The following is a 23,820-nucleotide window of genomic DNA, read 5'->3' as shown; positions in this document are numbered from 1 at the left end:
CATGTTTTTGACGTTCAGATATAGCTTTTTAGTGCAGGTTCTGCGGAGCCTGACGCAAAACACAACATCGCGCGCCGTAATGCACCGGCTTCGCTCTGCTGCGAAGTATAAAAAATAGCCGTCGGCGCGCAACGCTCACTTTGGATAGGGTAACGTTTATGGACAGTTCTACACTGTTGCCGCTTATCGGGATTCCGGTGGTGGTTATTGGTTTTGCACTGCGTTTCAACCCGCTGCTGGTTGTCGTGGTGGCGGGGCTGGCGACGGGCCTGCTGGTTGGCATGGATTTCGGCATGCTGCTGGAAACTTTCGGCGAAAAGTTTGTGAATAGCCGATCGCTTGCCACCTTCATCCTGATCCTGCCGGTGATTGGCCTGCTGGAGTATTACGGGCTGAAAGAGCGCGCCCAGGCCTGGGTGGCGAAGATCGCCAGCGCCACCTCGGCGCGTATCCTGATGCTCTACTTTGTCGCCCGCGAAGGGACGGCTGCGCTCGGGCTGATGTCGCTGGGCGGCCACGCGCAGACGGTGCGTCCGCTGCTGGCACCGATGGCGGAAGGGGCCGCGCTGAATGAATACGGCGACCTGCCGCAGCACATTCGCGATAAAATCAAAGCCCATGCCGCCGCCTGCGACAATATCGCGGTTTTCTTTGGGGAAGATATCTTTATTGCCTTCGGCGCGGTGCTGCTGATTGACGCCTTCCTCAAGGAGAACGGGATCGAGGGGATCGAGCCGCTGCATATCGGCCTGTGGGCCATTCCGACCGCCATTGCGGCCCTGATTATCCATATGACGCGCCTGCTGCGCCTCGACGCCAGCATTCGTCGCGACGTGATGGCCTGGAAAGCAGAGCAGGGCACGCAGGAGATCGCATCATGATGACGCTCATCACCATAAACCGCGTGTACTACCTGATTGGCTTCGTCGTGATGCTGCTGGTTGTGATGACCCTACGCGATCGCGCCAACCCGAAACGCTTTACGACCGCGCTGTTCTGGTTCCTCTTCGGCGGGATCTTCCTGTTTGGCGATCTGATGGTGCAGGAGCTGGGCAGGTCGCTGGCGTATCGCATTATTGGCGGCGCCGTGATCGTGATTGCGCTGCTGGCCGGTTTCGGGCTGGTCGGGAAGGGGCACTATAAAATGGCTACCGAGGAGGAGCGCGTTGCCTCGTCGAACCGGCTCAAAAACTGGCTGTTTTTACCCGCGCTGATGATCCCGGTGGTGACGGTGATCGGGACGCTGTTCCTGAAGGGCGTCTCGATCGGCGGCGTTTACCTGCTCGACCAGAAACAGCTCACCCTGGCGGCGCTGTGCGTGGCCTGCGTGGCGGCGATCCTCACCGGCTGGTGGCTGACGAAAGGCACGCCGCTGCACGCGATTCGTCAGTCTCGTCGGCTGGTCGACACCATCGGCTGGGCGGTGATCCTGCCGCAGATGCTCGCCATGCTGGGTGGGGTGTTTGTGGTGGCCAATACCGGTGAATCGGTGCAGAAGGTGGTCAGCCTGTTTGTGAACCCGGACAGCCGCTTCATGCTGGTGGTGATTTACTGCGTGGGGATGGCGCTGTTTACCATGATCATGGGTAACGCTTTTGCGGCGTTCCCGGTGCTGAGCGCCGGTATTGCCTTGCCGTTCCTGATTAACGTTCATCACGGCAACCCGGCACCGCTGCTGGCTATCGGCATGTACGCGGGCTACTGCGGCACGCTGATGACGCCTATGGCCGCTAACTTCAACATTGTGCCTGCCGCGCTGCTGGAGCTAAAAGACAAATATCAGGTCATCAAGATCCAGATCCCGACCGCGTTAACCCTGCTGGTGGTGAACGTGTTCTTAATGTATTTCCTCGTGTTTCGCTAAGGAGCCGCTATGGAATTAACGCAACATCAGGCTGACGCCTTCGCCAGAATGCCGTTGACCTATTTACGTCAGGAATACCCGAACCACATTATGCACCTGCTCTACGACGACGGTGACGTATTGCCGCCTCGCGAGCTGCATCCGATATTTTACGGCTGCTTCGACTGGCATTCGGCTGTACATGGCTACTGGTTACTGCTGCGCTGCCTGCGTCTCTATCCCGAACTGCCGTGTCGGGAGGAGATTATCGCCCTGTTCGACGAACACCTGACCGAAGAGAAGGTGGCGAAGGAGCTGGCCTATTTTACCGCGCCGTTCCGCGCGTCGTTTGAACGGCCCTATGGCTACGGCTGGCTGCTGGCGCTGGCGCAGGAGCTGCAACAATCGACGTTGCCGCAGGCGGAGCGCTGGTACCAGACGCTGCAACCGTTAACCCTGGACATTCGCCAGCGGCTGGTGGATTACCTCAGCAAGCTTACCTATCCGATCCGCGTCGGGACGCACTACAACACGGCGTTTGCCCTCGCGCTGGGGCTGGACTATGCCCGCGCGGTAAACGACGACACGCTTGAGCACGCCATCCTGGACGCATCGACGCGGTTTTATCTCGCGGATACGCATTATCCGGCACATTATGAGCCGGGCGGCGACGAGTATATCTCTGGGGCACTGACCGAGGCCCTGCTGATGAGCAAGGTGGCGGAGGATTTCCCGGCCTGGTTCGATGCGTTTCTGCCCGAAATCGCGTCCGTTTCAGCGCTGATGTATCCGGCAGAGGTGAGCGACCGCACCGATCCGAAAATTGCGCACCTGGACGGGCTCAACCTCAGCCGCGCGTGGTGCATGAAGCACATTGCCCGTGCCTTGCCGGAGAATCATCGCGCCCGGCAGGCATTACGTGATGCCGTTGCACGCCATCTTTCGGCAAGCGTGGAGCATGTCGTCGGCAGTCACTACAGCGGCGGACACTGGCTGGCGAGCTTTGCGCTGCTGGCGCTGGAGTAGCCCAGCCTGGCCTCATTTTATCAGCCTCAGCGACCGTAGCCGGCTTACGCTAACCAATACGGATACCGCTGAGGCTGCCGTGGCGATCCACAGCGCAGCATGAACGGGTCTTCCATCTGCTGTCAGCATAACTCCTACAACCGCTGTACCGAGACACTGTCCGAACGTCCGCATGATGGACAAAACGCCTGAAGCAAAGCTCGCATGGTCACGCGTAACGTTTGAGAGCATCTCCCGGTTATTGGGGCTCTGGAAGCAGCCAAACCCCATACCGCACACCAGGCACCGCAGGCAGATGTCCCACATGGCTGGGCTGGCAGGCAGCGTCGCCAGTAGCCCCAACCCCACAGCGAAAATCATCAGCCCGAGAGTGGAGATCGGCGGAGCCGAAATCGTGTCCGCCCACCGACCTGCATGCGGTGCAATCAGCACGATCCCCAACGGCCACGGCGTAAACAGCAGGGCAGAGACGAGCGGGCTAAAGCCATAGACGCTTTGAAGCAGGAACGGCAGGGCAATGAAGGCGATCCCCTGGCTGACGAACGCCATCATCGACGTAAGGGCCGCGAGGGTGAAACGTTCATTTTTGAAGATGGCAGGCGGCAATAATGGGTTAGCCGAGCGGCGGATCTGCCAGACAAAGGCGATGCCGCTTAGCGCGGCGAGCGCCGACCAGCAGAGGCTGGTGATGTGATGTTCTGCATTCTGGAAACTGTTCGCCGCCACGATCGTTGAGCCCAACAGCAGCGCCGACAATATTGCCCCCGGTGTATCGAAGGGCGCCTGATTTCGAACCGCGTCACGCGGCAGCGCTCTGACTGCCAGATACAAGGCGAGAGCGCCCGGAATAACGTTTATCGCAAACAGCCATTGCCAGCTCAGCATATGAAGAATTGTACCGCCCAATACCGGCCCGATAGCGAAGCTGAAGGCGATGAGCAGGGCGTGCAGCCCAAGAACGCGGCCCAGCAATCGTCCGGGAAACACGGACCGCAATATCGCGGGGGCAATACTCAGCGTCGCTGCGCCACCGATCCCCTGAAGCACACGCATGCCGACGAGCGCTTCCGGGGTATTCACCAGCGCGCAGCCCAGTGACGTCAGGGTGAAGGTCGTCAGGCCTGCGAGAAATACGGGGCGGTAACCCAGGCGGGCCGCAAGCGCCGCAAATATCGCCAGCGACATCGCAGCCGTCAGTAAATATCCGTTGGCGAACCAGACGGCAAAACTGGCAGATACCTGCATCTCCTGAGCCATAGACGGCAGGGCAATATTGATCATGGTGCCATCAAACACGCCCATTAACGTGGTGGTCATGACTGCGGCCATCACCCGTGCGCGCACCGGGCCAGGCAGTCCTTCGTCGCCAGGTTGACTGGAAAAGAGCGTCATCATGTTGTCCTCTGAAAGATTATGGATGACAAAACTATAAAGATGGCTTTTACCGGGCGGAAGGCGCACCATTTGCACTTTATCGTTGCATGAAACGCCTTATCCGAATTTGCAGGGAGGAGGGGGAAATGTCCGATCCGGATTTTAATTTGCTGATAGCGCTCGACATCTTGCTGAGCGAAGCGAGCGTGGCAGGCGCGGCACGTCGTTTGAACCTCAGCACCTCGGCCATGAGCCGCACGCTGAGCAGGTTACGCGACGTCACAGGCGATCCGATTCTGGTTCGCGCCGGACGAAACATGGTCCTGACCCCGTGGGCCGAAGCAACGCGGGATCGCGCCCGGCACGCGGTGCACGAGGCGAAGGCGGTATTGCAGCCCTCAACCGAAACGTTCAACGTGGAAACTCTGGAGCGCCTTTTCACCATCCGGGCAAACGACGGTTTTGTGGTGGCGTTTGGGCCTGCGCTTATAGCGGCTGTGGCCAACGCCGCGCCGGGCGTCTGTATACGCTTTGCGCCCAAGCCGGAAAAAACGTCGCGCTATCTACGGGAAGGGCTGGTCGATCTGGAGATTGGCGTTCAGAGCAATATGGGGCCTGAAATCCGTTTGCAACGGCTGTTTGAGGATCGGTTTGTGGGCGTTGTGCGTAAAGGACACCCGCTGGCTGCCCTGGCAGACATACGCGTGGACGACTATGTCTCGTGGGGCCATGTGGTGGCGTCACCCGAGGGTGCATTGCAAGGATCCGTGGACGATGCGCTGGCCGGGATAGGGATGAAGCGTAAAATCGCAAGCGTCGTACCGGGATTTCCGACGGCTCTGTCCGTGGCGCTGGAATCGGATCTTATCGCCATGATACCCGCGCTCTATTTACTTAATCAGCAGGTAACAGACCAGGTACACGTTTTCGAACTGCCGTTCAAAAGCCGGCGTATAACGGTGTCGCAGATGTGGCACCCGCGAATGGAGCGCGACCCTGGCCATCGCTGGCTGAGAGAGACAATTCTGGGGATATGTGGTGAGAGCAGGTCTTATCGTTAACGGTTTCCGTATGATTTTGTATAGAGATTGCTATACACAATGCTTGTGCTATGCTTGTAAAGCAAATGCTATACAAGAGGTGTTCCCATGAAATCAGATGTTCAGCTCAATCTTAGAGCCAAAGAATCTCAGCGGGCGCTTATCGATGCCGCCGCAGAGATCCTCCATAAATCACGTACGGACTTCATTCTGGAGATGGCCTGCCAGGCGGCCGAGAATGTGATCCTCGATCGGCGTGTATTCAATTTTAACGATGAACAGTATGCCGAGTTCATTGATATGCTCGATGCGCCGGTGGCGGACGATCCTGCCTTAGAAAAACTGCTGGCAAGGAAACCCCAGTGGGACGTGTAACCGCACCAGAGCCTTTAACCAGCGTCCATCAACTGGCGGAGTTCTTCAGTGGGGAAGCCGTGCTTGATGAATGGCTAAAACAAAGAGGTCTGAAAAACCAGGCGCTCGGCGCAGCCCGAACGTTCGTTGTTTGTAAAACGGGCACGAAGCAGGTAGCGGGTTTTTACTCACTGGCTACCGGCAGCGTTAACCATACGGAAGCGACCGGTAATCTACGGCGTAACATGCCGGATCCCATTCCCGTGATTGTACTTGCCCGTCTGGCAGTCGATGTCTCATTGCGTGGAAAGGGGTTGGGAGCCGATTTGCTCCATGATGCGGTTTTACGCTGTTATCGGGTGGCAGAAAATATCGGCGTGCGGGCGATCATGGTTCACGCACTGACTGAGGAAGCCAAGGCTTTTTATATTCACCATGGTTTCAGGGCATCGCAGACTCAGGAACGGACATTGTTTCTGAGACTTCCTCAGTAGAGATAAAGGGGAAGGGGTGAATGTGAGGAGCTCATAGGATTGGGGATAAGCATTAGGATTTCGCATTTAACATAATATACATTATACGCACTAAGATTAAAGGAGCTAAATTCTAGCGTCCGTCTCAGGCCAATCCTCCCCAATCCGCGAAAGTTACACCACGGCGCAAAATCTGGTGCGGTTCCAGGCGTCTCTCGTACTATTGACCTTCATCTTCCTTACCATAGTAAAGTTTACCGAGTTTAATCAGCGGCCTGCCTTGTGATTTACGGTGCATGTTAGTATCACGCAGTGAATAAACGCAGCCACAGTACTCCTGCTGATAAAATTGTTCGCGCTTGCTGATCTCAATCATGCGCGATGATCCTCCCTGCTTACGCCAGTTGTAATCCCAGTACACCATTCCCGGATAATGCGCGGCGGCGCGCTGTCCGCAGTCGTTAATCTGCTGCATATTTTTCCAGCGGGAAATTCCGAGCGAGCTGCTGATCACGCTGAAGCCATTTTCAGCGGCATACAGCGCTGTGCGCTCAAAGCGCATATCAAAGCACATGGTGCACCGAACGCCGCGCTCAGGCTCCCATTCCATACCTTTGGCGCGCTCAAACCAGTTATCGGTATCGTAATCTGCATCGACAAATGGCACGCCATGTTTCTCAGCGAAACGAATATTCTCCTCCTTGCGGATGAGATACTCTTTCTGCGGATGAATGTTCGGATTGTAAAAGAAGATGGTGTAATCAATGCCCGACGCCTGAATGGCCTCCATGACCTCACCGGAACAAGGGGCGCAACACGAGTGCAACAACAGTTTATCTGCGCCGTTTGGAAGCTGTAGTTTCGGACGTTCAAAATTAGTCATAGCCATCAGTCATTTGATTCAGGAAATTTATGGTTGCGGACAGTGTAGCATTGAAAAGATTGCTTTAAAAAATGCGATGAGTGTTGTGCTCTCAACGCTCATAAACATCATTGCTGTCCCGCGTGGCCTCCCTTGCCGTGACATGGACATCATTAAAGTGCAGCCCGTCAACGCCCGAAATCTTCCCGAACTCGGTGGCATCAATCGCAATATCTTCCAGCACGAGCCCGGATACCGGACGCTCCGGATACCCTTCAATGAAAAACGCGCGTGAAAAAATGGTATTGGCGGATCGCCGGGCCACAATGTTTTTAAGCGTCAGGCGGCTGACCGCAGTAAGCCCGGCTTCTCCCTCGACGCCCTCAGCCAGCTTGCGCCAGTGTTCTGGTTTTTCCGATAAATTGTCCTGATCGCCATAGCTGTACTGCGGAAACCAGTTCAGCTGGATCAGAACAGGAAAGCGTACGTCCGTAAGTCGCAAATTCTGTACGGTAATATCCCGAATGAACCCGCCTCGGTTGCGGGCAGACTTAATGCGAAATCCAACGCCCGTACCGTTAAACGCATTATCTTCGATCATGACGCGTTCAATGCCGCCTGAGGTTTCGCTCCCAAGGGTGATCCCGGACCCCTTATTCAGCGTACAGCCGCGAATGACTATATCCCGCGCGGGACGTGCTTTTTGCGCCGCTTCGCGACCCCGTCCTGATTTGATGCAGATATTGTCGTCATTGCAGGAAACGATGCAGCGTTCAACCCGCACCTGTTCACAGGAGTCGATGTCAATTCCGTCGGTGCTCGGCCCCGCAGAATTGCTAATCTGCACGCCCTCAACCGCGATATGGCGCGAATAACAGAGGTGCATGTTCCAGAATCCGGATTCCCGACTGGTGAAGTTACGCAGCAAAATGGTCTGGCTTTCATAAACCAGAACATTGCGCGGGCGCTGACAGTCGTAATCAACCACCCAGCGCAACCCTCTGGCGCTGTAGTCACCAACCATTCCGCTGTGCTCGTCCTCGCCCCAGAAGCGTTGCCACCAGACTGCACCCTGCCCGTCTATCGTGCCCGTACCGGTAATGCTGACATTTTCACAGTTGATAATATTAATGATGCCTGCCGGCCAGCGCATTTCAATGCCGGCTACCCGGGTATCAATCAGCGGGTAATCTGCTAAATCCTGGCTTCCCATAAGCCGAGCGCCGGCGTCCAGACGAAGCGATACTCCACTTTTCAGGAACAGTGCTCCGGTCAGAAAATGGCCTTGCGGGATAACGATGACGTCGTTGCGTTGCGCGGTATTGATGGCTTGCTGAATGGCGGAAGTTGACAGGCGTTGCGCGGTTGGGTCCGCGCCGAAGGCCAGAATTGAGAGCGCTTTCATAGGTTGTCCTTAAAAGAATGAAAGCGTTAGTCTAAGAATCAGCGTGACGCATAACCTTTGTCTGTTTGACAGCCCCGCAGTCAGGCTGGCAAAAAAGCGGATATTTACTGGCTTGCGATCACCGCAATGCCCTTTTCTATCACGTAGCCCTGAAAGGCATTTTATAATCTCACGGTTATCCAGATACCTGCCACGGCGCAGGTTTCTGCCTGTGCTATTCTTGCTGAACACCTCAACATGGAGATGCAAAAATGGCCGACTGGGATCCCTCTCTTTATCTTCAGTACAGCGCAGAGCGCACGCGTCCCGCCGCTGAGTTACTCGCCCGGGTGCCGCTTTCAGACGTAACGTTTGCCGTGGATCTGGGCTGCGGGCCGGGTAACAGCACGGCGCTGCTGAAACAGCGTTGGCCTACAGCACAGATCGCCGGCGTGGATAACTCCCCGGCCATGCTGGACGAAGCCCGACAGGCTCTGCCAGACTGTCAGTTTATTGAAGCGGATATTCGTCACTACAAACCTGAACAGCCTCTTAGCCTGATCTACGCCAACGCCTCCCTGCAATGGATCCCGGACCATTACCACCTTCTGCCACATCTGGTTTCACTGCTTCAGCTAAACGGCGTGCTGGCGATGCAAATGCCCGACAACTGGCTTGAGCCGACGCACGCCCTGATGCGTGAAGTCGCCGGGGAACAGGGCTACCCCGATCGTGGCCGCGAGCCGTTGCCGGGCATCCATGCCTACTACGATATTTTGACGGAAGCGGGATGCGACGTGGATATCTGGCGCACCACCTACTTCCATCAGATGAGCTCTCATCAGGCGATCATTGACTGGGTCAGCGCAACGGGGTTAAGGCCGTGGTTGCAGGATCTCAACGAGAGCGAGCAGAAAAACTTTCTGAAACGCTATCATGAACGGCTGGTAGAGCAGTATCCGCTCCAGGAGAACGGGCAGATACTGCTGGCCTTTCCACGCCTGTTTATGGTTGCTCAGCGGGCACCCTGAGCCGGATCAGGAACGCGCTTCCTTGAGCAGCTGTTGTATAATGGCCTCCTGCTTGTCGTAGTGACCTTCGCCGAACGAGGTGTAACGCAGTTGCCCTTTCGCATCGAAATAGTAATGCGCCGGCCAGTACTGGTTTCCGAACGCGCTCCAGATTTTATAGTTATTATCCGTCACGACGCGGTACGGCAGCTGCCATTTGTTGACCGCGTTTTTCACCGATGATAACGGCTTTTCCCATGGATATTCCGGGGTGTGGACGCCAATCACCACGAGGCCTTCAGACTGGTATTTCTTCGCCCAGTCACGTACGTGCGGGAGCGTGTGCTGGCAGTTAATGCAGTCCCACGTCCAGAAATCGATAAGCACCACTTTCCCCCGCAGGGATGTTGACGTGACAGGGTCACCGTTTATCCAGCCCGTGCCGCCGTCCAGCGACGGCAGCTGGCTGCTCGGCACCGCGTCAGCCACAGGTTGCAGTTTCACCTGCGTGGCGGCTGGTTGCGCAAGCCTTAACAGGGCGTTTTCCAGACGGTCGGCAATGCCGTTGGCTCCTTTCAGCGACGAATTCATTCCGGAGGCGTTAAAGGCCACGGCGGTTAACATAATTACCCCTGCGCCCTGACGCAGACGCGCCATCAACGCGGATTTTGCCCTCAGAGGGGTGATCAGCTTACGCCCTCCGATGACAAGCAGCCCCAGCATCAGCGCGCATCCTCCGCCGTAAGCGGCTAACAACGCGCCGGTTGCAATGGCCGAGTGACCCGCAATATTGATGCTGAATATTGCCCCGAGAATCGGTCCGGCACAGGGAGACCACAGGAGTCCTACGGACAGCCCTGCCAGAAATGCCGACAACATGCCGCGCGTCTGTGCGCTGCGGGTGTTCAGCACGTTCCCGACGCTGACCGCCGGGCTGGCAATCCGTTGTGCGAACTGGGGGAAAATGAGGGCCAGTGCGGCGATGCCCAGCACCAGAAGCGCAATCCAGCGGGCGATAACGGTAGCGTCGGCGATCCACTCGCTGGCAACCGTGACCACCATCGCCACCGACGTAAACATCACAATCATCCCCCCGAGTAGCGCCAGAATGTGTTTGCGCTGCCCCTGGAAACCGGCGAACAGCAGAGGAATGACGGGAAGCGTACACGGGCTGAGCAGACTAATCATGCCGCCCAAAAAAGCAATTATCAGAAACATAAGGACCTCACAATACCGTTGCTGCGAAGGTGCAGTGAGGTCATTTCACCGTAAGAATGTGTTCAGGCTATGTGCTAAAAGCAGCATTTCGTCTGCCCGTGTATCGGCGCGGCGTGCAGATACACGGGAGTACAATTAACCGCGCGGAAGGGTCACGCTGACGGCCAGCCCGCCCTCGTTACGGTTTGCAAGATGCAGTTTCCCGTCAAGCTGGGCGGTGAGTTGCGCGGCAATCGCGAGGCCTAATCCGGTGCCGCCCGTGTCGCGGTTGCGCGACGTTTCAACCCGATAAAACGGCTGTAACACGGCCTCCAGTTCAGCCTCAGGAATGCCAGGACCGTTATCCAGAATGCGGATTTCTACCTGATTTTCATCTGCATCAATGTCTATTACCGCGCTATCGCCAAACTTCAGCGCATTATCCAGCAGATTGGTCATCACCCGACGCAACGCCTGTGGGCGGGTAACGATCGGCAGACGCGTAGCGGGTGCATGAAACTGCACGTTTTTACCGATGTCCTGATAATCACTGGCGATGCTGTTAATCCACGCATTCAGTTCCAGTTTCAGGGTGGGCTCTTCAAGGTATTCTGATGAACGGGCATAGGCAATACCCTCCCGTACCAGGCGCGACATATTATCGAGGTCACTCATCAACTTATCGCGCAACTCGGGCCGATCCGCCATTTCGACCCGCAGCTTCATGCGCGTGATGGGCGTCTGGAGATCGTGAGAAATGGATGCCAGAATTTGCGCGCGTTCACGCAGATACGTCTGTATCCTCGACTGCATCGCATTAAACGCATGCGCCGCCTGACGCACCTCAATCGGTCCTTTTTCAGTCATGGGTGAATGGGCCGCAGGATCGAGCGAATCAACCGCACGCGTGAATTGCAGGAACGGCCGGACAACCTGGCGCACGGCAATCCAGGAACAAAGCGCGACAAGTAACAGCTGAAGAACCAGCACCACGGGTAACCAGCTGGCGACGGGCGGCATACGCGGGATCAGATCGATGGTGAGCGGTGCACCGTCGCGGAGCGTCAGATGGGCCTGAATATGGGAGATCGGCCCCGGAACCGCCGTGAACTGGAGCGGATATTGGGCAGAAAGCGTCTCTTTCAGGGTACGAACCGCATCCCGCGAGCGTTTATCCACTGGCGCGGCGCCTGCCTCACCGGGGCCAAGGATGTAACGATAATTCCCCCGGCTGAGCCGTTCCAGCCACTGCGGGCGCTCTTTCGCGGGAAGCCGGTCGAGAATGGCCACGCTGGTGGCAACGTCATTCTCAAGATTGCCCAGCATAACCGTGCGCGCGCTGTGCATACGCTCCACCATGACCAGCGTCAGGCTGAGTGCGTTAGCCAGCAATAGCCCAAGTAGCACAATGATCAACAGCCGGGCCAGTAATGTTTTGGGCCACAGCGTCATTCATTGGCCTCAACGATGGTCACCGGCATGGTAAACACGTAGCCTTCACTGCGTACGGTTTTTATGTAGGCCGGCGTGCGGGCATCCTCATTCAGGCGCTGCCGCACGCGGCTCACCAGAAGGTCAATCGAACGCTCAAACAGTTCGGCATCGCGTCCCTGCGTCAGGTTCAGCAGTTGGTCACGGCTTAACACCCGCTGAGGATGATCGAGGAACACGCGCAGGAGCCGGTATTCCGCCCCGCTGAGCGCCACGATCATTCCCTCATTATCGATCAGATGACGCGCTACGGTATCCAGCTGCCATTCGCCGAACACCACCAGGCGCCCTGCCTCGGTCACCTGAAGATTTGGCGGCATGGTGCGAAACCGCCGCAGGATGGCTTTGATACGCGCCAGCAGTTCGCGGGCCACAAACGGTTTTACCACGTAATCGTCTGCGCCCATCTCCAGCCCCAGGATCCGATCCGTGTCCTCGTTGCGCGCGGTAAGCATAAGGATCGGCAGATCCTTATGCCTGCTGCTGCGCAGCTGTCGGCACAGCGTCAGACCGTCATCGCCGGGCATCATCACGTCCAGCACCACCAGGTCGATATGCTGTTTGTCGAGCATCACGCGCATCTCTTTCCCGTTCGCCGCGCCAGAGGCGTGATAACCGGATTTCACCAGGTAATCGACAATCAGTTCACGAATATCCCTGTCGTCATCGACGACAAGGATGCGATCAATATGCTCCACCGCAGGCTCCTGATTAAGAGGTAACGGATTGAAAATAGCACATGTCAGAGCTTATCCGCGTCGACAACCGCTTTAACAAAGTCCTGCGGATCTTCCTGCGGCGGGTTGTGGCCAACCGTCGCGCCAAAAGTGCGGTGCTCATATTTCCCGGTAAATTTTCCGGCATAGGCCGCAGGTGCCGGATGTGGAGCTCCGTTGTTACCGCCCTCGATGGTGATGGTCGGCACCGTAATATTCGGCAACGCGGCGAGCTTTTGTTCATAGGCGTCATATTTCTTCTCCCCCTTCTCCAGCCCCAGACGCCAGCGGTAATTACTGAGCGTGACGGCAACGTGGTCCGGATTATCGAGGGATTTGGCGCTGGTATTGAAGGTGGCATCGCTGAATGTCCAGTCAGGCGAAGCCTGGGACCAGATCAGGCGGGCAAAATCGTGCGTATATTTAGCATAGCCTTCAGCACCGCGCGGCGTGGCGAAGTAGAACTGATACCACCACTGTACCTCCGCTTTCGGCGGTAAAGGTTGTTGACCAATCGCCTGGCTGCTAATCAGGTAGCCGCTCACCGAGACCAGCGATTTCACGCGCTCCGGCCAAAGCGCCGCAACGATATCCGCCGTACGTGCACCCCAGTCATAACCGGCAAACACCGCCTGTTTGATATTCAGGGCGTCCATCAGGTTGACGATGTCTTTCGCCATTGCCGAAGGCTGGCCGTTACGCGGTGTTTTATCAGAGATAAATCGCGTGGTGCCATAACCCCGCAGGGACGGCACAATGACACGATACCCCTTCGCGGCCAGCGCGGGGGCAACTTCCGCGTAGCTGTGAATATCGTACGGCCAGCCATGCAGCAGGATCACCGGTTGCCCGTCTTTCGGCCCGATATCGACATAACCGACGTTCAGATCGCCGGCGTTAATTTGTTTTACCTGGTTAAAAGCCGACGAGTAATCCTTACCCATCGCTTCTGCCTGACAGGACATTACGGTGCCAAGCGAAACGGTCAATGCGACTGCTGAATAGGCGAGTTTGTTAAGCATGATGTTATCTCCGGGTGAGTTCAGTTGACGGAGATATAACACCATGAGTTTGTATAGGGGATGTGTGCGGAGGCGGTATTATTGCATACCCGTGTATGTCTCTCAGGCGCAGATACAGTGTGATACAAATCCGGTTAAAGGGTGATTCGGTAACGGACGTAATCGTCGAGCGCTTTACCTGCCCCTGCGCCACGTTCGGCAGCATTAACAAACAGATCTTCCACATAGGGGTAAGTTTGGATATCGAACAATGTATTTCATTTATTTTTCAATCGGTACACCAAGTTAACGCCCCATCGGGTTACCGCTATTAATACAATCAACGCAATAAGAAACCTTGATACAACCCCCGGTCGTGATGCTTCGGCAAACTCAAGAACATCAGCGTATTTCAAAAGGGTAAAGGCGATAATGAAAAAAAGTAGGTAAATGAGGAAATTAAAGAATTGCTTCATATTAAACCCGTATGCTCGTTATTAGTTTAACTTTATGAAAACATGACCACTTCGAGCCATCATTAAACATCAATGGTGCGATTGCACTACTACCTTAGAATCAAAAAATTGCACTACACCCGTTCAGAATATCATTAAGATAAAAATACCAGAACCCAAACAAAAGTATAACGCTCAAATATGGAGATCACCGGATGACGATACCCACGCTGACGACAGCACGCCTATTGCTTAAACCCCTCGTTGCCGCCGATGCCGTTCAGATCCAGCAGCGTTATCCACGCTGGGAAATTGTTCGCTATATGGTGGCCTCCGTTCCCTGGCCCTATCCGGACGACGGTGCTGAATGCTATGTCAACAACGTTGCGCTGCCCGATATGGCCAAAGGTAAAGCGTGGTTCTGGACGATTCGCCGTCGCGAAGCGCCTGATGAACTGATGGGGTTAATTTGCCTGTACGACGTGGAAGACAACAACCGGGGCTTCTGGCTCGCGCCGGAATTTCAGGGACAGGGATATATGCGGGAGGCGAGTATCGCGGCCACGGATTATTGGTTCAATACGCTTAACAAACCCGTGCTACGAGCGCCGAAAGCGGCTGCCAATAGCCGCTCCCGACGTATTTCAGACAGCAGCGGCATGCGGCTCCTCAGGACAGAGAAAAAAGCCTACGTCAGCGGCGTGCTGGACTCGGAACTGTGGGAAATCACCCGCGACGAGTGGAATGCCCGTCAGGTCAGCTGATAATGCTTATCCGGCATCAGTCTTTCAGGGATGTTCTGTTCATCGTTCATCTGTAACAGATCGCGCTCCATCATGTTGCAGATGGCGTCCAGCGGCAGGTCGTTGTCTTCTGTCCCAAACGGATCTTCCAGCTCTTCCGCCAGGGTATCCAGCGAGATAAAGGTGTACGAAATCAGCGCGGAGACGAACGGCGTCATGTAATGCAGATCAACAACCAGCGCAAACGGCAGCATGATGCAGAACAGATACACCGTCCGGTGCAGGATCAACGTATAGGCAAACGGGACGGGCGTATTGGCGATACGCTCGCAGCCGGCCAGCACGATGGACATATCGTTCAGGCGGTTGTTCAGGCTGTGAAACAGGATGTCTGAGAGATGCCCGCTACGCCGACGTACGGCCAGCCACTCCCCCATAATCAGCAGGATACGGTTCGCCGGGGAGTTGGCGTCCATTACCTTACGTAAATCGTCCTGAGACAGATAGCGAGAAAGCCGCTCGGCATTGATTTCTTTGCGCAGAGTCATGCGCAGACAGTTAGCAAAGGCGATTTGCAGCCGGACAAACTCTCCGAGATGTTTATCATCCGGTAAGGTGTTTTTTACCTCGCGAAACAGCGAGCGCGCCGCTATCATCAACTGCCCCCAAAGCAGACGAGCCTCAACGTAGCGCGAATAGCAGGCGTTGTTCCGAAAGCCAAGGAAGATAGCGATAGCCACGCCCAGAATGCTGAATGGCGCGACGGTAAACCGGATGCCCAGCGAGGTATACCACGGCAGCATGACAATCACGGCGATGGAAAGCAGGAAGTTAAGCAGCAGTCGGGTATAAATTTTGGGTAGTACCGAACCATGCCAGACAAAAATCAGTTGCAGCCAGTGCTGTTGAGGACGAACAATCATAATCAGCTTCAGAAAAGTAAAGAGCGGGGCTATTAAACGTGATCCCCGTCACGGTTGCAAGCATGTTAACAACTCATTGCATTTTCTCACCTGATTAGCCTAAACCGCACGGTGCTGCATGTGATTTAAAAAAAAGAACCTATGGTATGTTGTAACTAAAGACAGTTGCTAAAAAACCCGGCAAACGCCGGGCAGTCTGATTAGCAGAGCGGTTTCACCGCATCGCGCATCCCTTTGCTTAAAATCGCATCCAGATCCTGCGCAACCTGTTCTACCAGTCCATTCACCTGTGTCAGGTCCTGCTCCCAGTGCTCGCTGACGCTTAACACCGACGACACCAGATCGTGCGCAGTAATCTGCTTGTCGTGATGCTGCGTCCACAGTTGCTGATAACGCTCCAGCCAGTGCGCATCGTCCTGCACCGGATAACGCTCACCGTTGCGTTCGGCACGGTAGAAGGCAATCAGCGCCGCCAGGGCAAATGTGAGTCGTGCGGGCAGTTTGCCGGTCGTCTTCTGCCCTGCCAGCAGCTGCGGCAGAATGCGGGTGCGGTATTTCGTCATCCCGTTTAAGGCAATCGACAGCAGCTGGTGCTTAATGTACGGATTACGGAAGCGCCCCGTTACGGCACGGGCGAAGGATTGCAGCTCGTCGCGCGGCAGATCCAGTACCGGAATAATCTCCTCATAGATAGCTTTTTCAACGAACGCGCAAATCTCCGCGTCGTTCATGGCTTCCCCTACCGTATCCAGTCCGGCCTGATAAGCAACCGGCACCAGCGCCGTGTGCGCGCCGTTGAGGATCGCCACCTTGCGCTCTTTATACGGTTTGATATCGTCAACAATCAGGACGTTGAGCGGGTATTTATCCAGACGCAGTTCGGCTGCAAGCGATTTTGGCCCCTGAATAACAAACAGATAGAAATGTTCAGCGGTGTCCAGGAAACCGTCGTGATAGCCCAGCCCGGCTTCCAGCTCCGCCATCTCATCACGCGGGTAGCCGGTAACAATGCGGTCAACCAGCGTCGAGCAGAAGGTGTTCGCGTCGTTCAGCCAGGCAATGAACGCCGCCGGCAGCGCCCACTCCTGCGCATAACGCAGCACCAGTTCACGCAGGGCTTCGCCGTTGTAGTCAATGAGTTCGCAAGGAATGATGATCCAGCCTTTATCCGCAGCCCCGTTGAAGTGGGTAAAGCGTTCGAACAGCAGACGCGTCAGCTTGGCCGGATAGCTGGCAGCAGGCGCATCGTCAAACTTATCGCCCGCGTGATAGCTGATGCCCGCTTCCGTGGTGTTGGAGAAGACAAACCGCATGTCCGGGTTATGGGCGAGCGCCAGAAATTCATCGTACTGGCTGTAGACGCTGATTTCACGGTTCACAGAGCGAATAAGACGCGCATCGCTTACCGCTTCCCCCTGCTCGTTCAGACCCCGAATAATCGTGGTATAAAGACCATCCTGAGTACTCAGCGACGGAGGAAAATCGCTCTGGATCGGCCGAACAATCACCACACCTGAGTTGAGATCGGTGTGCTCGTTCAAAAGGTCGATTTGCCAGTCAACGAACGCGCGCAGGAAGTTACCTTCGCCGAACTGGATGATACGTTCAGGGTAGCGCGCACCGGGGAAATCACGACGGTTGAGTGTGTTCACAATGGAGGTCCTTTATGATTAGTCATACAGCCTGATAAGATTGGTGTAATAACTTATCAAAACTTCACAACCAGAACCCCTGTCTGGATCAACTCATGACGCAATGGCGGGAAATAATCACAAAAATTTATAGAACACCGAGGTCGCCGCCATATCGCCGTTCGGCATCAACGCGTAGCGTGGGATCTCCCCCACCTTTTGCCACCCTGCACGCTGGTAAAACGTCTCCGCGCCGCTGCCTGTCGTAGTATCAAGCACCAGCACCGTCAGCGCTTTTTCACGCGCAACCGCCTCCAGCGCTTCCATCAGCGCCATGGCTACCCCTTTACGACGCGCCTTCTCGTGAACCAGAAGTTTTGCGACGTCTGCGCGGTGCGGCTGGTTTTCAGGCTGATCGGTGATGAGCTGTACCGTTCCTATTAGGCCCTGCTCTTCATCGAAACAGCCCAGGAGGGTTCGTTCGCCGCGCCCGGCGCTGTCCGCAACGCCGAGCCAGAACGTACGCGCCTTCTCAGCAGTAAAAGGCAGCATAAAACTGACGGAGGCACCGCCGTTAACGCAGTTGACAAGAATATCGATCAGGTCATCGAGGTGGGTAAGGATGTCCTGCCGGGAAAGAGGTTTAATCAGCATGGGAGAGTTCATAGCGCGTCCTTAGATTGAATCTCTCCACTTTGCTATTAACATTTTTGTAACGCAACAAGCGATGACATAGGATTTCGTTATGTCATTTTTCGCGGTGATGTTGCTGCTTCATGGCGTACATCTGCGTATCCGCCTGTTTTAACCACGCCTGCATATCGTTCCGGTGATGATCGAACTCGCTCAGCCCCCAGGAGAACTGTAACGACCAGGGATGGAGCTGGCGCGCGTTGTACTTTTCCGTTTGTTCGACGAGATACTGCATGGCGATCCAGGCGCCTGGCTCATCGGTGTCCGCAAACAGCACCGCGAACTCATCGCCGCCGAAACGTACCAGCAGATCGGCCTCGCGGAAGGAGGAACGCATCAGGTTAGCCATCGCTTTCAGGGCTTTGTCGCCCTCCTGATGGCCGAAGCGATCGTTAATGGTTTTGAAATGGTCCAGATCCAGCCAGCCAAGCGTTAACGGCTCTGCCCGACGCCGCGCAACAGACAGGGCAAAATGCGCAAACTGATTAAACCCGCGACGGTTGAACAACCCCGTAAGCTCATCGGTCGTGGCCGCGCTGACTGCGGCAAATTCATCTTCTGCCAGCGCGCTGAGATCGGCCAGCACGGCGGAATCCGCCGCCGTAAATTCGCGCGGTGCGTAATCAATAATGCACAGCGATCCTACGCACGCCCCGTCGCGTAAACGCAGCGGAAAACCGGCATAAAAGCGTATGCCGCCCTCTACCACCACCTGCGGATTATCCGCAAAGCGTTCGTCCAGCAGCGTGTCACTCACCACCAGCGGGGCATCACCCAGAATCGTATGGCCACAGAACGAGAGATCGCGAGGCTGGCTGACGGGCACTTTGCCCTCGGCAGACTTCACGATGACGGCGTTGTCATCCACCAGCGTTATCATCGCCAGCGGCACCCTGAAAAAGCGTGATGCCAGCCGCGTCAGACGATCAAACGCGGGATTATTGTCGATCTCGAGCAGACCGGACTCGCGCAGAGCAATCAGGCGCTCCGCTTCATTAACGGGAACTAAAGGTGCTTTCATAACGTCTCCTGACGCTGAGCATTAGTAAAAGCGTAGCTTAAACAGAGACATTGTCAGTTCAGGAGGCACGATTTACCTCAATGACCAGCCAATGATGGATCACGTTGACGATATACTGTTGTTGCTGCGCATTGAGCGGCACGCCCTGCGGGATAGCGTGCCACTTAGCCAGACAGCCCCGACAGCAGGTTGCCGTGGCATGCTGGGCGATAAAGACCGGATGGCCGCGCATCGGCGTCTGCTTACCGTCATTCACGGGGTGTGCAGGTGCCAGCCGCGCGGATACAAAATCGGCCGCATGCCGATCGATAGTCTCCACGCCCTTATCCCAGCAGTATTGCCGCTCTTTGGTACCTAGACGAAAACGCGAACGGAACGTCGAGCGAGCCAGGCGCGCAAATAAAGGATCGAGCGTAGACATCAGTAGACGGACCGTCCCAGACGTTTGGTCAGCTGTTCAAGCGCCGCCACGCCCGCCAGTGAATTGCCGGTCTCGTCCAGTTCCGGGCTCCAGACGGCAATCGCCATCTCGTGGGGGACAATTGCCACAACCCCACCGCCAACGCCGGATTTAGCCGGCAGCCCCACGCGCCAGGCAAACTCCCCGGCGTTCTGATACATGCCGCTGGTTGCCATTAAGGCGTTAATTTGCCGGGCCTGCATCGGAGAGACGACGTCCTCGGCCAGATGCGGGGCATGGCCCTGATGCGCCAGAAAAAGGAAAGTCTGCGCCAGTTCGACACAATTCATCTTCAGCGCGCAGTAATGGAAATAGTTTTGCAGCACCGTAGCGACGTCATTATGAAAATTGCCGAAGGACTTCATCAGCCAGGCAATGGCGGCGTTACGGGCGGAGTGTTCAAATTCGGACCGCGCCACCACCGGATCGTAGGCAATGTCCTGTACGCCGGAAAGCTGACGCACAATTTCCAGCATTCTTTGCCGCGGCGCGCTCAGCCGGCTTTGCAGCATATCGCACACCACCAGCGCTCCGGCATTAATAAACGGGTTACGCGGCTTACCCTGCTCTATTTCAAGCTGAAGAAGGGAGTTGAACGGCTGACCGGACGGATCTTTGCCCACCCGCTGCCAGATCTCTTGCTCGTCATACTGGCGCATGGCGGCAACCAGGCTAAGCACTTTTGAGATCGACTGAATGGAAAAGCGCTCCAGCGCGTCTCCCGCCTGAAAGCGCTGACCGTCGATAGTACAAATGGCGATGCCGAGCTTATTCCCGCTGACTGAAGCCAGCGCGGGAATGTAATCGGCAACGTTACCCTGCCCCAGTAACGGACGAACCTGCGCCAGAATCTCGTCCAGCATCTCATTATGGATGACCGCAGCCACACTTTGCTCCTTGCCCTCAGGCTAAAACGGGCTGCGAGTATAACAGAGGCTGATACGTCACGTCAGGCAGGGAGACGAAAACGCGAGACGGCCTGCATCAAAAGATCGGACTCCTGATGCAGGCGTTCAGAGGCCTTCGACGCTTCGCTGACCAGCACGTCCGTCTGACGCGATACCTGATTCAGCGCCTGAAGCTGACGGGTCATCTGATGGATACTTTCCCCCTGATTCAGGGTAGCCAGCGAAATATCGTTCAGCAGGCTGCTCAGATTCGCCACCAGCCCGGTGACCTGTTGCAGATTATCCTCCAGACGGTTGACCACCTGAGAACCTTCCTCAATGCCCTGAAGCGAGTGGTTGATCAGCGCCTGGATGGTTTGCGTGGAGTGACTGCTTTTTCGAGCCAGCAGCCCCACTTCCCGGGCGACCACCGCAAACCCGCGCCCCTGTTCCCCCGCATGGGCGGCTTCAATGGCGGCGTTAAGGGCCAGAATGTTGGTCTGAAACGCCACGCTGTCGATCATTGCGACGATCCCGCGCATTTCTGAGGATCGGTCAACGATCGTCTGCATTGAGCCATTCACCGCAGACATCATTTGCTCCCCGCCGGCGGCAGCCTGTCGGGCCTCATCGGCACGCGAGCGGGCGAGCTTTGCATAACCCGTATTGCCCTCAACGTGGGTTTCGAGGTCGGCAATATGCGCCGTTACCTCCTCCAGCTCTTTTGCCTGACGCGTAGACTGCTGATAAAGCTTCTGATTTCCCTGCACAAGTGACCCGATATTCTCAACCATGGAGGTGGTGGCCTCGCTGACCTGAGTCACCAGCTGCTGTAGCCCGCGCTGCATGGCGGTAATACTGTTGCTGAGCTGGCTGATTTCCCGGTTAAAGCGCATAACGTCAGGCGGCGTGCCCGACAGGTCCCCTGCCGCAAGCTGGTTGATATGGGCAATCAGACGGCGTAGCGGAGATATCACCCATTTCGCCATTCCGAACCAGACGGCAATGGCAATGGCGAGCAGCACCAGCGGCGCAAACAGGAACAGCCGTTGCAGGCCTGAGAGTTGTTCCATTAACGACTGACGCCCCTGTATCGCCTGCTTCTCGCTCCGTTGCTGATAGCGCGCAAAGTTGTCATTAAAATCGGTCTGAAACGCCTGGGCAGGTACGGCAAAAAAGAGATCGATACTGTTGGTTTTCACCAGCCCTTCCGCCTGCTCTCTGATGGCGCCGAAGAAAAGCTGATAGCTATTAACCAGCCCCTCGTCTTTCGGCGGATTAAGCGCGAGCCAGGCTTGCCATGCCTGCTGAGACGCCGCCAGGGATTTTTGCGCCTCGTCCATCAGGCTATGCCAGCTCCCTTCTGAGCCGGTCTCTTTATCCTGCATAAAGTAAACGCCGGAGCGATTGAGCAGATCGCTGGCGGCCAGCAGGGAAACGCGTGCCTGATCCAGCTTACTCTGCTGCTGCCAGGCCAGTTGATTGCGCTGTTCGTTACGCTGGGCTTCATTGAGGGAGGCGGTCAGCAGGAAGGAGGAAGAGAGTTGCAGGGCGGAGAAAAGGCCAATAATACAAAAGATGCCGGTCAGCAGGCCAAACTGACGGGGAATAATGCGCTGCGCAAGACGGCGAAAAATTTGCGTTAGGTTCATAATTTTCTTCTGTAACAATACGTTAGACGCGAGCGAGTCTACGAAACGAAAATGACAGAACCATTGCAGAATAATGACAGGAAACATGAACTGCCGGGTAGCGGCCTTGCCCTACCCGGCAACAACATTACACGCGCTCCTTCCACACGGTCTGAACGTTACAGAACTCGTGCAGACCGAAATGAGAAAGCTCTCGCCCGAAGCCACTCTTCTTCACGCCGCCAAAGGCGACACGCGCATCGCTGGCGCTGTAGCCGTTGATAAACACGCCGCCGCACTCCAGTTCGCGAGAGAAGGTTTCAGCCTGCGCGTCGTTCGCGGTAAAGACCGTCGCAGATAAGCCAAAGTCGCTGTCGTTAGCCAGCTGCAAGGCATGCGCCGCATCGTTCGCAACGGTAATTGCCGCTACCGGGCCAAACAGCTCCTGACGGAAGGCCGTCATCTCCGGGGTGACGCCGCCGAGTACGGTTGGTGCGTAATAGTTACCGGTCCCGGACATCTTCTCTCCGCCCAGTAGCAGGGTCGCCCCTTCCGCCAGCGTAGCCTGCACCTGCTGATGCAGCTCATCGCGAAGGTCAAATCTCGCCATTGGGCCAATGTAGTGCTCTTCTTCATCCGGTGCGCCCATCTTCAGCGCCGCAACCGCGTCTACAAAGCGTTGGGTAAAAGCTTCTGCCACGCCCGCTTCCACGATAAAGCGTTTCGCCGCCGCACAAACCTGCCCGGTATTCTGATAACGCCCGGCCACGGCCGCGCTGACGGCCAGATCCAGATCGGCATCGTTCAGGACGATAAACGGATCGGAACCTCCCAGCTCCAGCACGCATTTCTTCAGCGCCGCACCTGCCTGCGCGCCAATCGCCGCGCCTGCCCGAACGCTGCCGGTCACCGTCACCGCCGCAATACGACGATCGTTAATCGCCTGGCTGACGCCGTCATTCGTCGCGTTTACCCAGCCAAAGACACCCTCCGGGAAGCCGGCATCCGCGAACACTTGCCCAATCAGGTCCGCCGAGCCGAGCACGTTTGGCGCATGCTTAAGCAGATAGCTGTTCCCCGCCAGCAGGATCGGCACCGCGCCGCGCAACACTTGCCAGAGCGGGAAGTTCCATGGCATCACCGCCAGGATCGGCCCCAGCGGACGATACTCAATGACCGCATTTTCGACCTGGGTGGATTCCGCGCGCAACATCGCCGGGCCGTGTTCGGCGTACCAGTCGCAAAGGCTGGCTGATTTCGCCACTTCCGCACGCGCCTGGACAATGGGCTTGCCCATCTCGCGGGAGATAGTCTGCGCCATCTCTTCCGCACGGCTGCGCAGCGCCGTACCCAGATCGCGAAGTTTCTGTGCCCGGTGCGCTATGCCTTCGCGTCGCCACTGGCGAAAACCGGCATCGGCCAGCGCAATGGCTCGCTCCACGTCCTGAGACGTTGCCCACGGCCAGGCGGACAGCGTTTCGCCGGTCGCCGGGTTGACAGAGAGAGCATGGGTTGCAGATGAATAGGTCATGATGTTCTCCACGTAATAACGGTTGATTCATTGTGGCCCACTCTGGTATTTCTTAAAAATGAATAATACTCACC

The 23,820-nt window shown here is 56.3% G+C and carries 22 protein-coding genes and 1 pseudogene; 8 read left to right on the top strand and 15 right to left on the bottom strand.

From position 1 onward, the window contains the following. The first annotated feature begins 158 nt into the window (after positions 1-158). From IM300_RS13035 to IM300_RS13025, 3 genes are read left to right on the top strand one after another with little or no spacing between them, the layout of a single operon-like run. A complete protein-coding gene (locus IM300_RS13035; RefSeq protein WP_063451294.1) occupies positions 159-881 on the top strand; it encodes a DUF969 domain-containing protein in 723 nt (240 codons plus the stop codon). Further along, on the top strand, positions 878-1,864 hold the full coding sequence (locus IM300_RS13030) for a DUF979 domain-containing protein (RefSeq protein ID WP_063866697.1): 987 nt from the start codon (positions 878-880) through the stop codon (positions 1,862-1,864). Before IM300_RS13035 ends, IM300_RS13030 begins: the two co-directional genes overlap by 4 nt. Positions 1,865-1,873: 9 nt before the next feature. After that, on the top strand, positions 1,874-2,869 hold the full coding sequence (locus tag IM300_RS13025) for a DUF2891 domain-containing protein (RefSeq protein ID WP_193036828.1): 996 nt from the start codon (positions 1,874-1,876) through the stop codon (positions 2,867-2,869). 12 nt (positions 2,870-2,881) lie between these two features. On the opposite strand, the gene IM300_RS13020 is transcribed toward IM300_RS13025, so the two are convergent. After that, positions 2,882-4,261, bottom strand: a complete 1,380-nt coding sequence (locus IM300_RS13020) for a DHA2 family efflux MFS transporter permease subunit (protein ID WP_193036891.1) — start codon at positions 4,259-4,261, stop codon at positions 2,882-2,884. A gap of 128 nt (positions 4,262-4,389) precedes the next feature. On the opposite strand from IM300_RS13020, the gene IM300_RS13015 reads away from it, so the two are divergent. From IM300_RS13015 to IM300_RS13005, 3 genes and pseudogenes are all read left to right on the top strand, one after another. Then, complete coding sequence (locus tag IM300_RS13015; RefSeq protein ID WP_193036827.1) at positions 4,390-5,304, top strand: LysR family transcriptional regulator; 915 nt, start codon at positions 4,390-4,392, stop codon at positions 5,302-5,304. A gap of 65 nt (positions 5,305-5,369) precedes the next feature. Then, positions 5,370-5,658: pseudogene (locus IM300_RS13010) on the top strand (DUF1778 domain-containing protein). Further along, entirely contained in the window at positions 5,646-6,131 is a 486-nt protein-coding gene (locus tag IM300_RS13005) for a GNAT family N-acetyltransferase (protein ID WP_193036826.1), read from the top strand. The pseudogene IM300_RS13010 and the gene IM300_RS13005 overlap by 13 nt, the downstream one beginning before the upstream one ends. 199 nt (positions 6,132-6,330) lie before the next feature. Here IM300_RS13005 and IM300_RS13000 read toward each other — a convergent pair whose 3' ends face one another. Then, the gene (locus IM300_RS13000) at positions 6,331-6,993 is read right to left on the bottom strand and encodes an epoxyqueuosine reductase QueH (protein WP_369750619.1); all 663 of its coding nucleotides are present in this window, start codon (positions 6,991-6,993) and stop codon (positions 6,331-6,333) included. A gap of 91 nt (positions 6,994-7,084) precedes the next feature. Further along, positions 7,085-8,377, bottom strand: coding sequence for a glycoside hydrolase family 28 protein (locus tag IM300_RS12995; protein WP_193036825.1), 1,293 nt, complete (start codon positions 8,375-8,377; stop codon positions 7,085-7,087). Positions 8,378-8,628: 251 nt separating this feature from the next. Between IM300_RS12995 and tam the strand changes: the two genes are divergently transcribed. Continuing rightward, the gene (gene tam / locus IM300_RS12990) at positions 8,629-9,387 is read left to right on the top strand and encodes a trans-aconitate 2-methyltransferase (RefSeq protein ID WP_193036824.1); all 759 of its coding nucleotides are present in this window, start codon (positions 8,629-8,631) and stop codon (positions 9,385-9,387) included. Between the two features lie 6 nt (positions 9,388-9,393). Here the strand turns inward: tam and IM300_RS12985 are convergent, their stop codons facing one another. From IM300_RS12985 to IM300_RS12970, 4 genes are all read right to left on the bottom strand, one after another. After that, positions 9,394-10,584: a cytochrome c biogenesis protein/redoxin gene (locus IM300_RS12985; RefSeq protein ID WP_193036823.1), complete on the bottom strand. Its 1,191-nt coding sequence runs from the start codon at positions 10,582-10,584 to the stop codon at positions 9,394-9,396. Positions 10,585-10,719: 135 nt separating this feature from the next. Next, the gene (locus IM300_RS12980) at positions 10,720-12,015 is read right to left on the bottom strand and encodes an ATP-binding protein (protein WP_193036822.1); all 1,296 of its coding nucleotides are present in this window, start codon (positions 12,013-12,015) and stop codon (positions 10,720-10,722) included. After that, positions 12,012-12,752, bottom strand: a complete 741-nt coding sequence (locus tag IM300_RS12975; protein ID WP_193036821.1) for a response regulator — start codon at positions 12,750-12,752, stop codon at positions 12,012-12,014. Before IM300_RS12975 ends, IM300_RS12980 begins: the two co-directional genes overlap by 4 nt. Before the next feature lie 44 nt (positions 12,753-12,796). Continuing rightward, the gene (locus IM300_RS12970) at positions 12,797-13,792 is read right to left on the bottom strand and encodes an alpha/beta fold hydrolase (RefSeq protein WP_193036820.1); all 996 of its coding nucleotides are present in this window, start codon (positions 13,790-13,792) and stop codon (positions 12,797-12,799) included. Positions 13,793-14,441: 649 nt separating this feature from the next. On the opposite strand from IM300_RS12970, the gene IM300_RS12965 reads away from it, so the two are divergent. Continuing rightward, positions 14,442-14,990, top strand: a complete 549-nt coding sequence (locus tag IM300_RS12965) for a GNAT family N-acetyltransferase (RefSeq protein ID WP_193036819.1) — start codon at positions 14,442-14,444, stop codon at positions 14,988-14,990. On the opposite strand, the gene IM300_RS12960 is transcribed toward IM300_RS12965, so the two are convergent. The 8 genes from IM300_RS12960 to sad form a co-directional block, all read right to left on the bottom strand. Beyond that, positions 14,978-15,892 carry a bestrophin family protein gene (locus tag IM300_RS12960; protein ID WP_193036817.1) on the bottom strand — a complete coding sequence of 305 codons (915 nt, stop codon included), beginning with the start codon at positions 15,890-15,892 and terminating at the stop codon, positions 14,978-14,980. The genes IM300_RS12965 and IM300_RS12960 overlap by 13 nt on opposite strands. Positions 15,893-16,092: 200 nt before the next feature. Continuing rightward, positions 16,093-17,544 carry a tagaturonate reductase gene (locus IM300_RS12955; RefSeq protein ID WP_193036815.1) on the bottom strand — a complete coding sequence of 484 codons (1,452 nt, stop codon included), beginning with the start codon at positions 17,542-17,544 and terminating at the stop codon, positions 16,093-16,095. 117 nt (positions 17,545-17,661) lie between these two features. Next, positions 17,662-18,189: a GNAT family N-acetyltransferase gene (locus tag IM300_RS12950; RefSeq protein WP_193036813.1), complete on the bottom strand. Its 528-nt coding sequence runs from the start codon at positions 18,187-18,189 to the stop codon at positions 17,662-17,664. A gap of 82 nt (positions 18,190-18,271) precedes the next feature. Beyond that, positions 18,272-19,237, bottom strand: a complete 966-nt coding sequence (locus IM300_RS12945) for a diguanylate cyclase (protein ID WP_193036811.1) — start codon at positions 19,235-19,237, stop codon at positions 18,272-18,274. 58 nt (positions 19,238-19,295) lie between these two features. After that, positions 19,296-19,658 carry a DUF4186 domain-containing protein gene (locus tag IM300_RS12940; RefSeq protein WP_063451328.1) on the bottom strand — a complete coding sequence of 121 codons (363 nt, stop codon included), beginning with the start codon at positions 19,656-19,658 and terminating at the stop codon, positions 19,296-19,298. Then, on the bottom strand, positions 19,658-20,584 hold the full coding sequence (glsB, locus tag IM300_RS12935; protein ID WP_063866715.1) for a glutaminase B: 927 nt from the start codon (positions 20,582-20,584) through the stop codon (positions 19,658-19,660). The genes IM300_RS12940 and glsB overlap by 1 nt, the downstream gene beginning before the upstream one ends. Positions 20,585-20,646: 62 nt before the next feature. Then, on the bottom strand, positions 20,647-22,236 hold the full coding sequence (locus IM300_RS12930) for a methyl-accepting chemotaxis protein (protein WP_193036809.1): 1,590 nt from the start codon (positions 22,234-22,236) through the stop codon (positions 20,647-20,649). Between the two features lie 127 nt (positions 22,237-22,363). Next, positions 22,364-23,746, bottom strand: coding sequence for a succinate-semialdehyde dehydrogenase (gene sad, locus IM300_RS12925; RefSeq protein WP_193036807.1), 1,383 nt, complete (start codon positions 23,744-23,746; stop codon positions 22,364-22,366). Positions 23,747-23,820 lie beyond the last annotated feature (74 nt).

Origin of the sequence: Enterobacter cloacae complex sp. I2, assembly GCF_014896205.1 — a bacterium.
Lineage (GTDB): Bacteria > Pseudomonadota > Gammaproteobacteria > Enterobacterales > Enterobacteriaceae > Enterobacter > Enterobacter quasihormaechei.
This window is presented reverse-complemented; position numbering and strand designations above follow the sequence as displayed.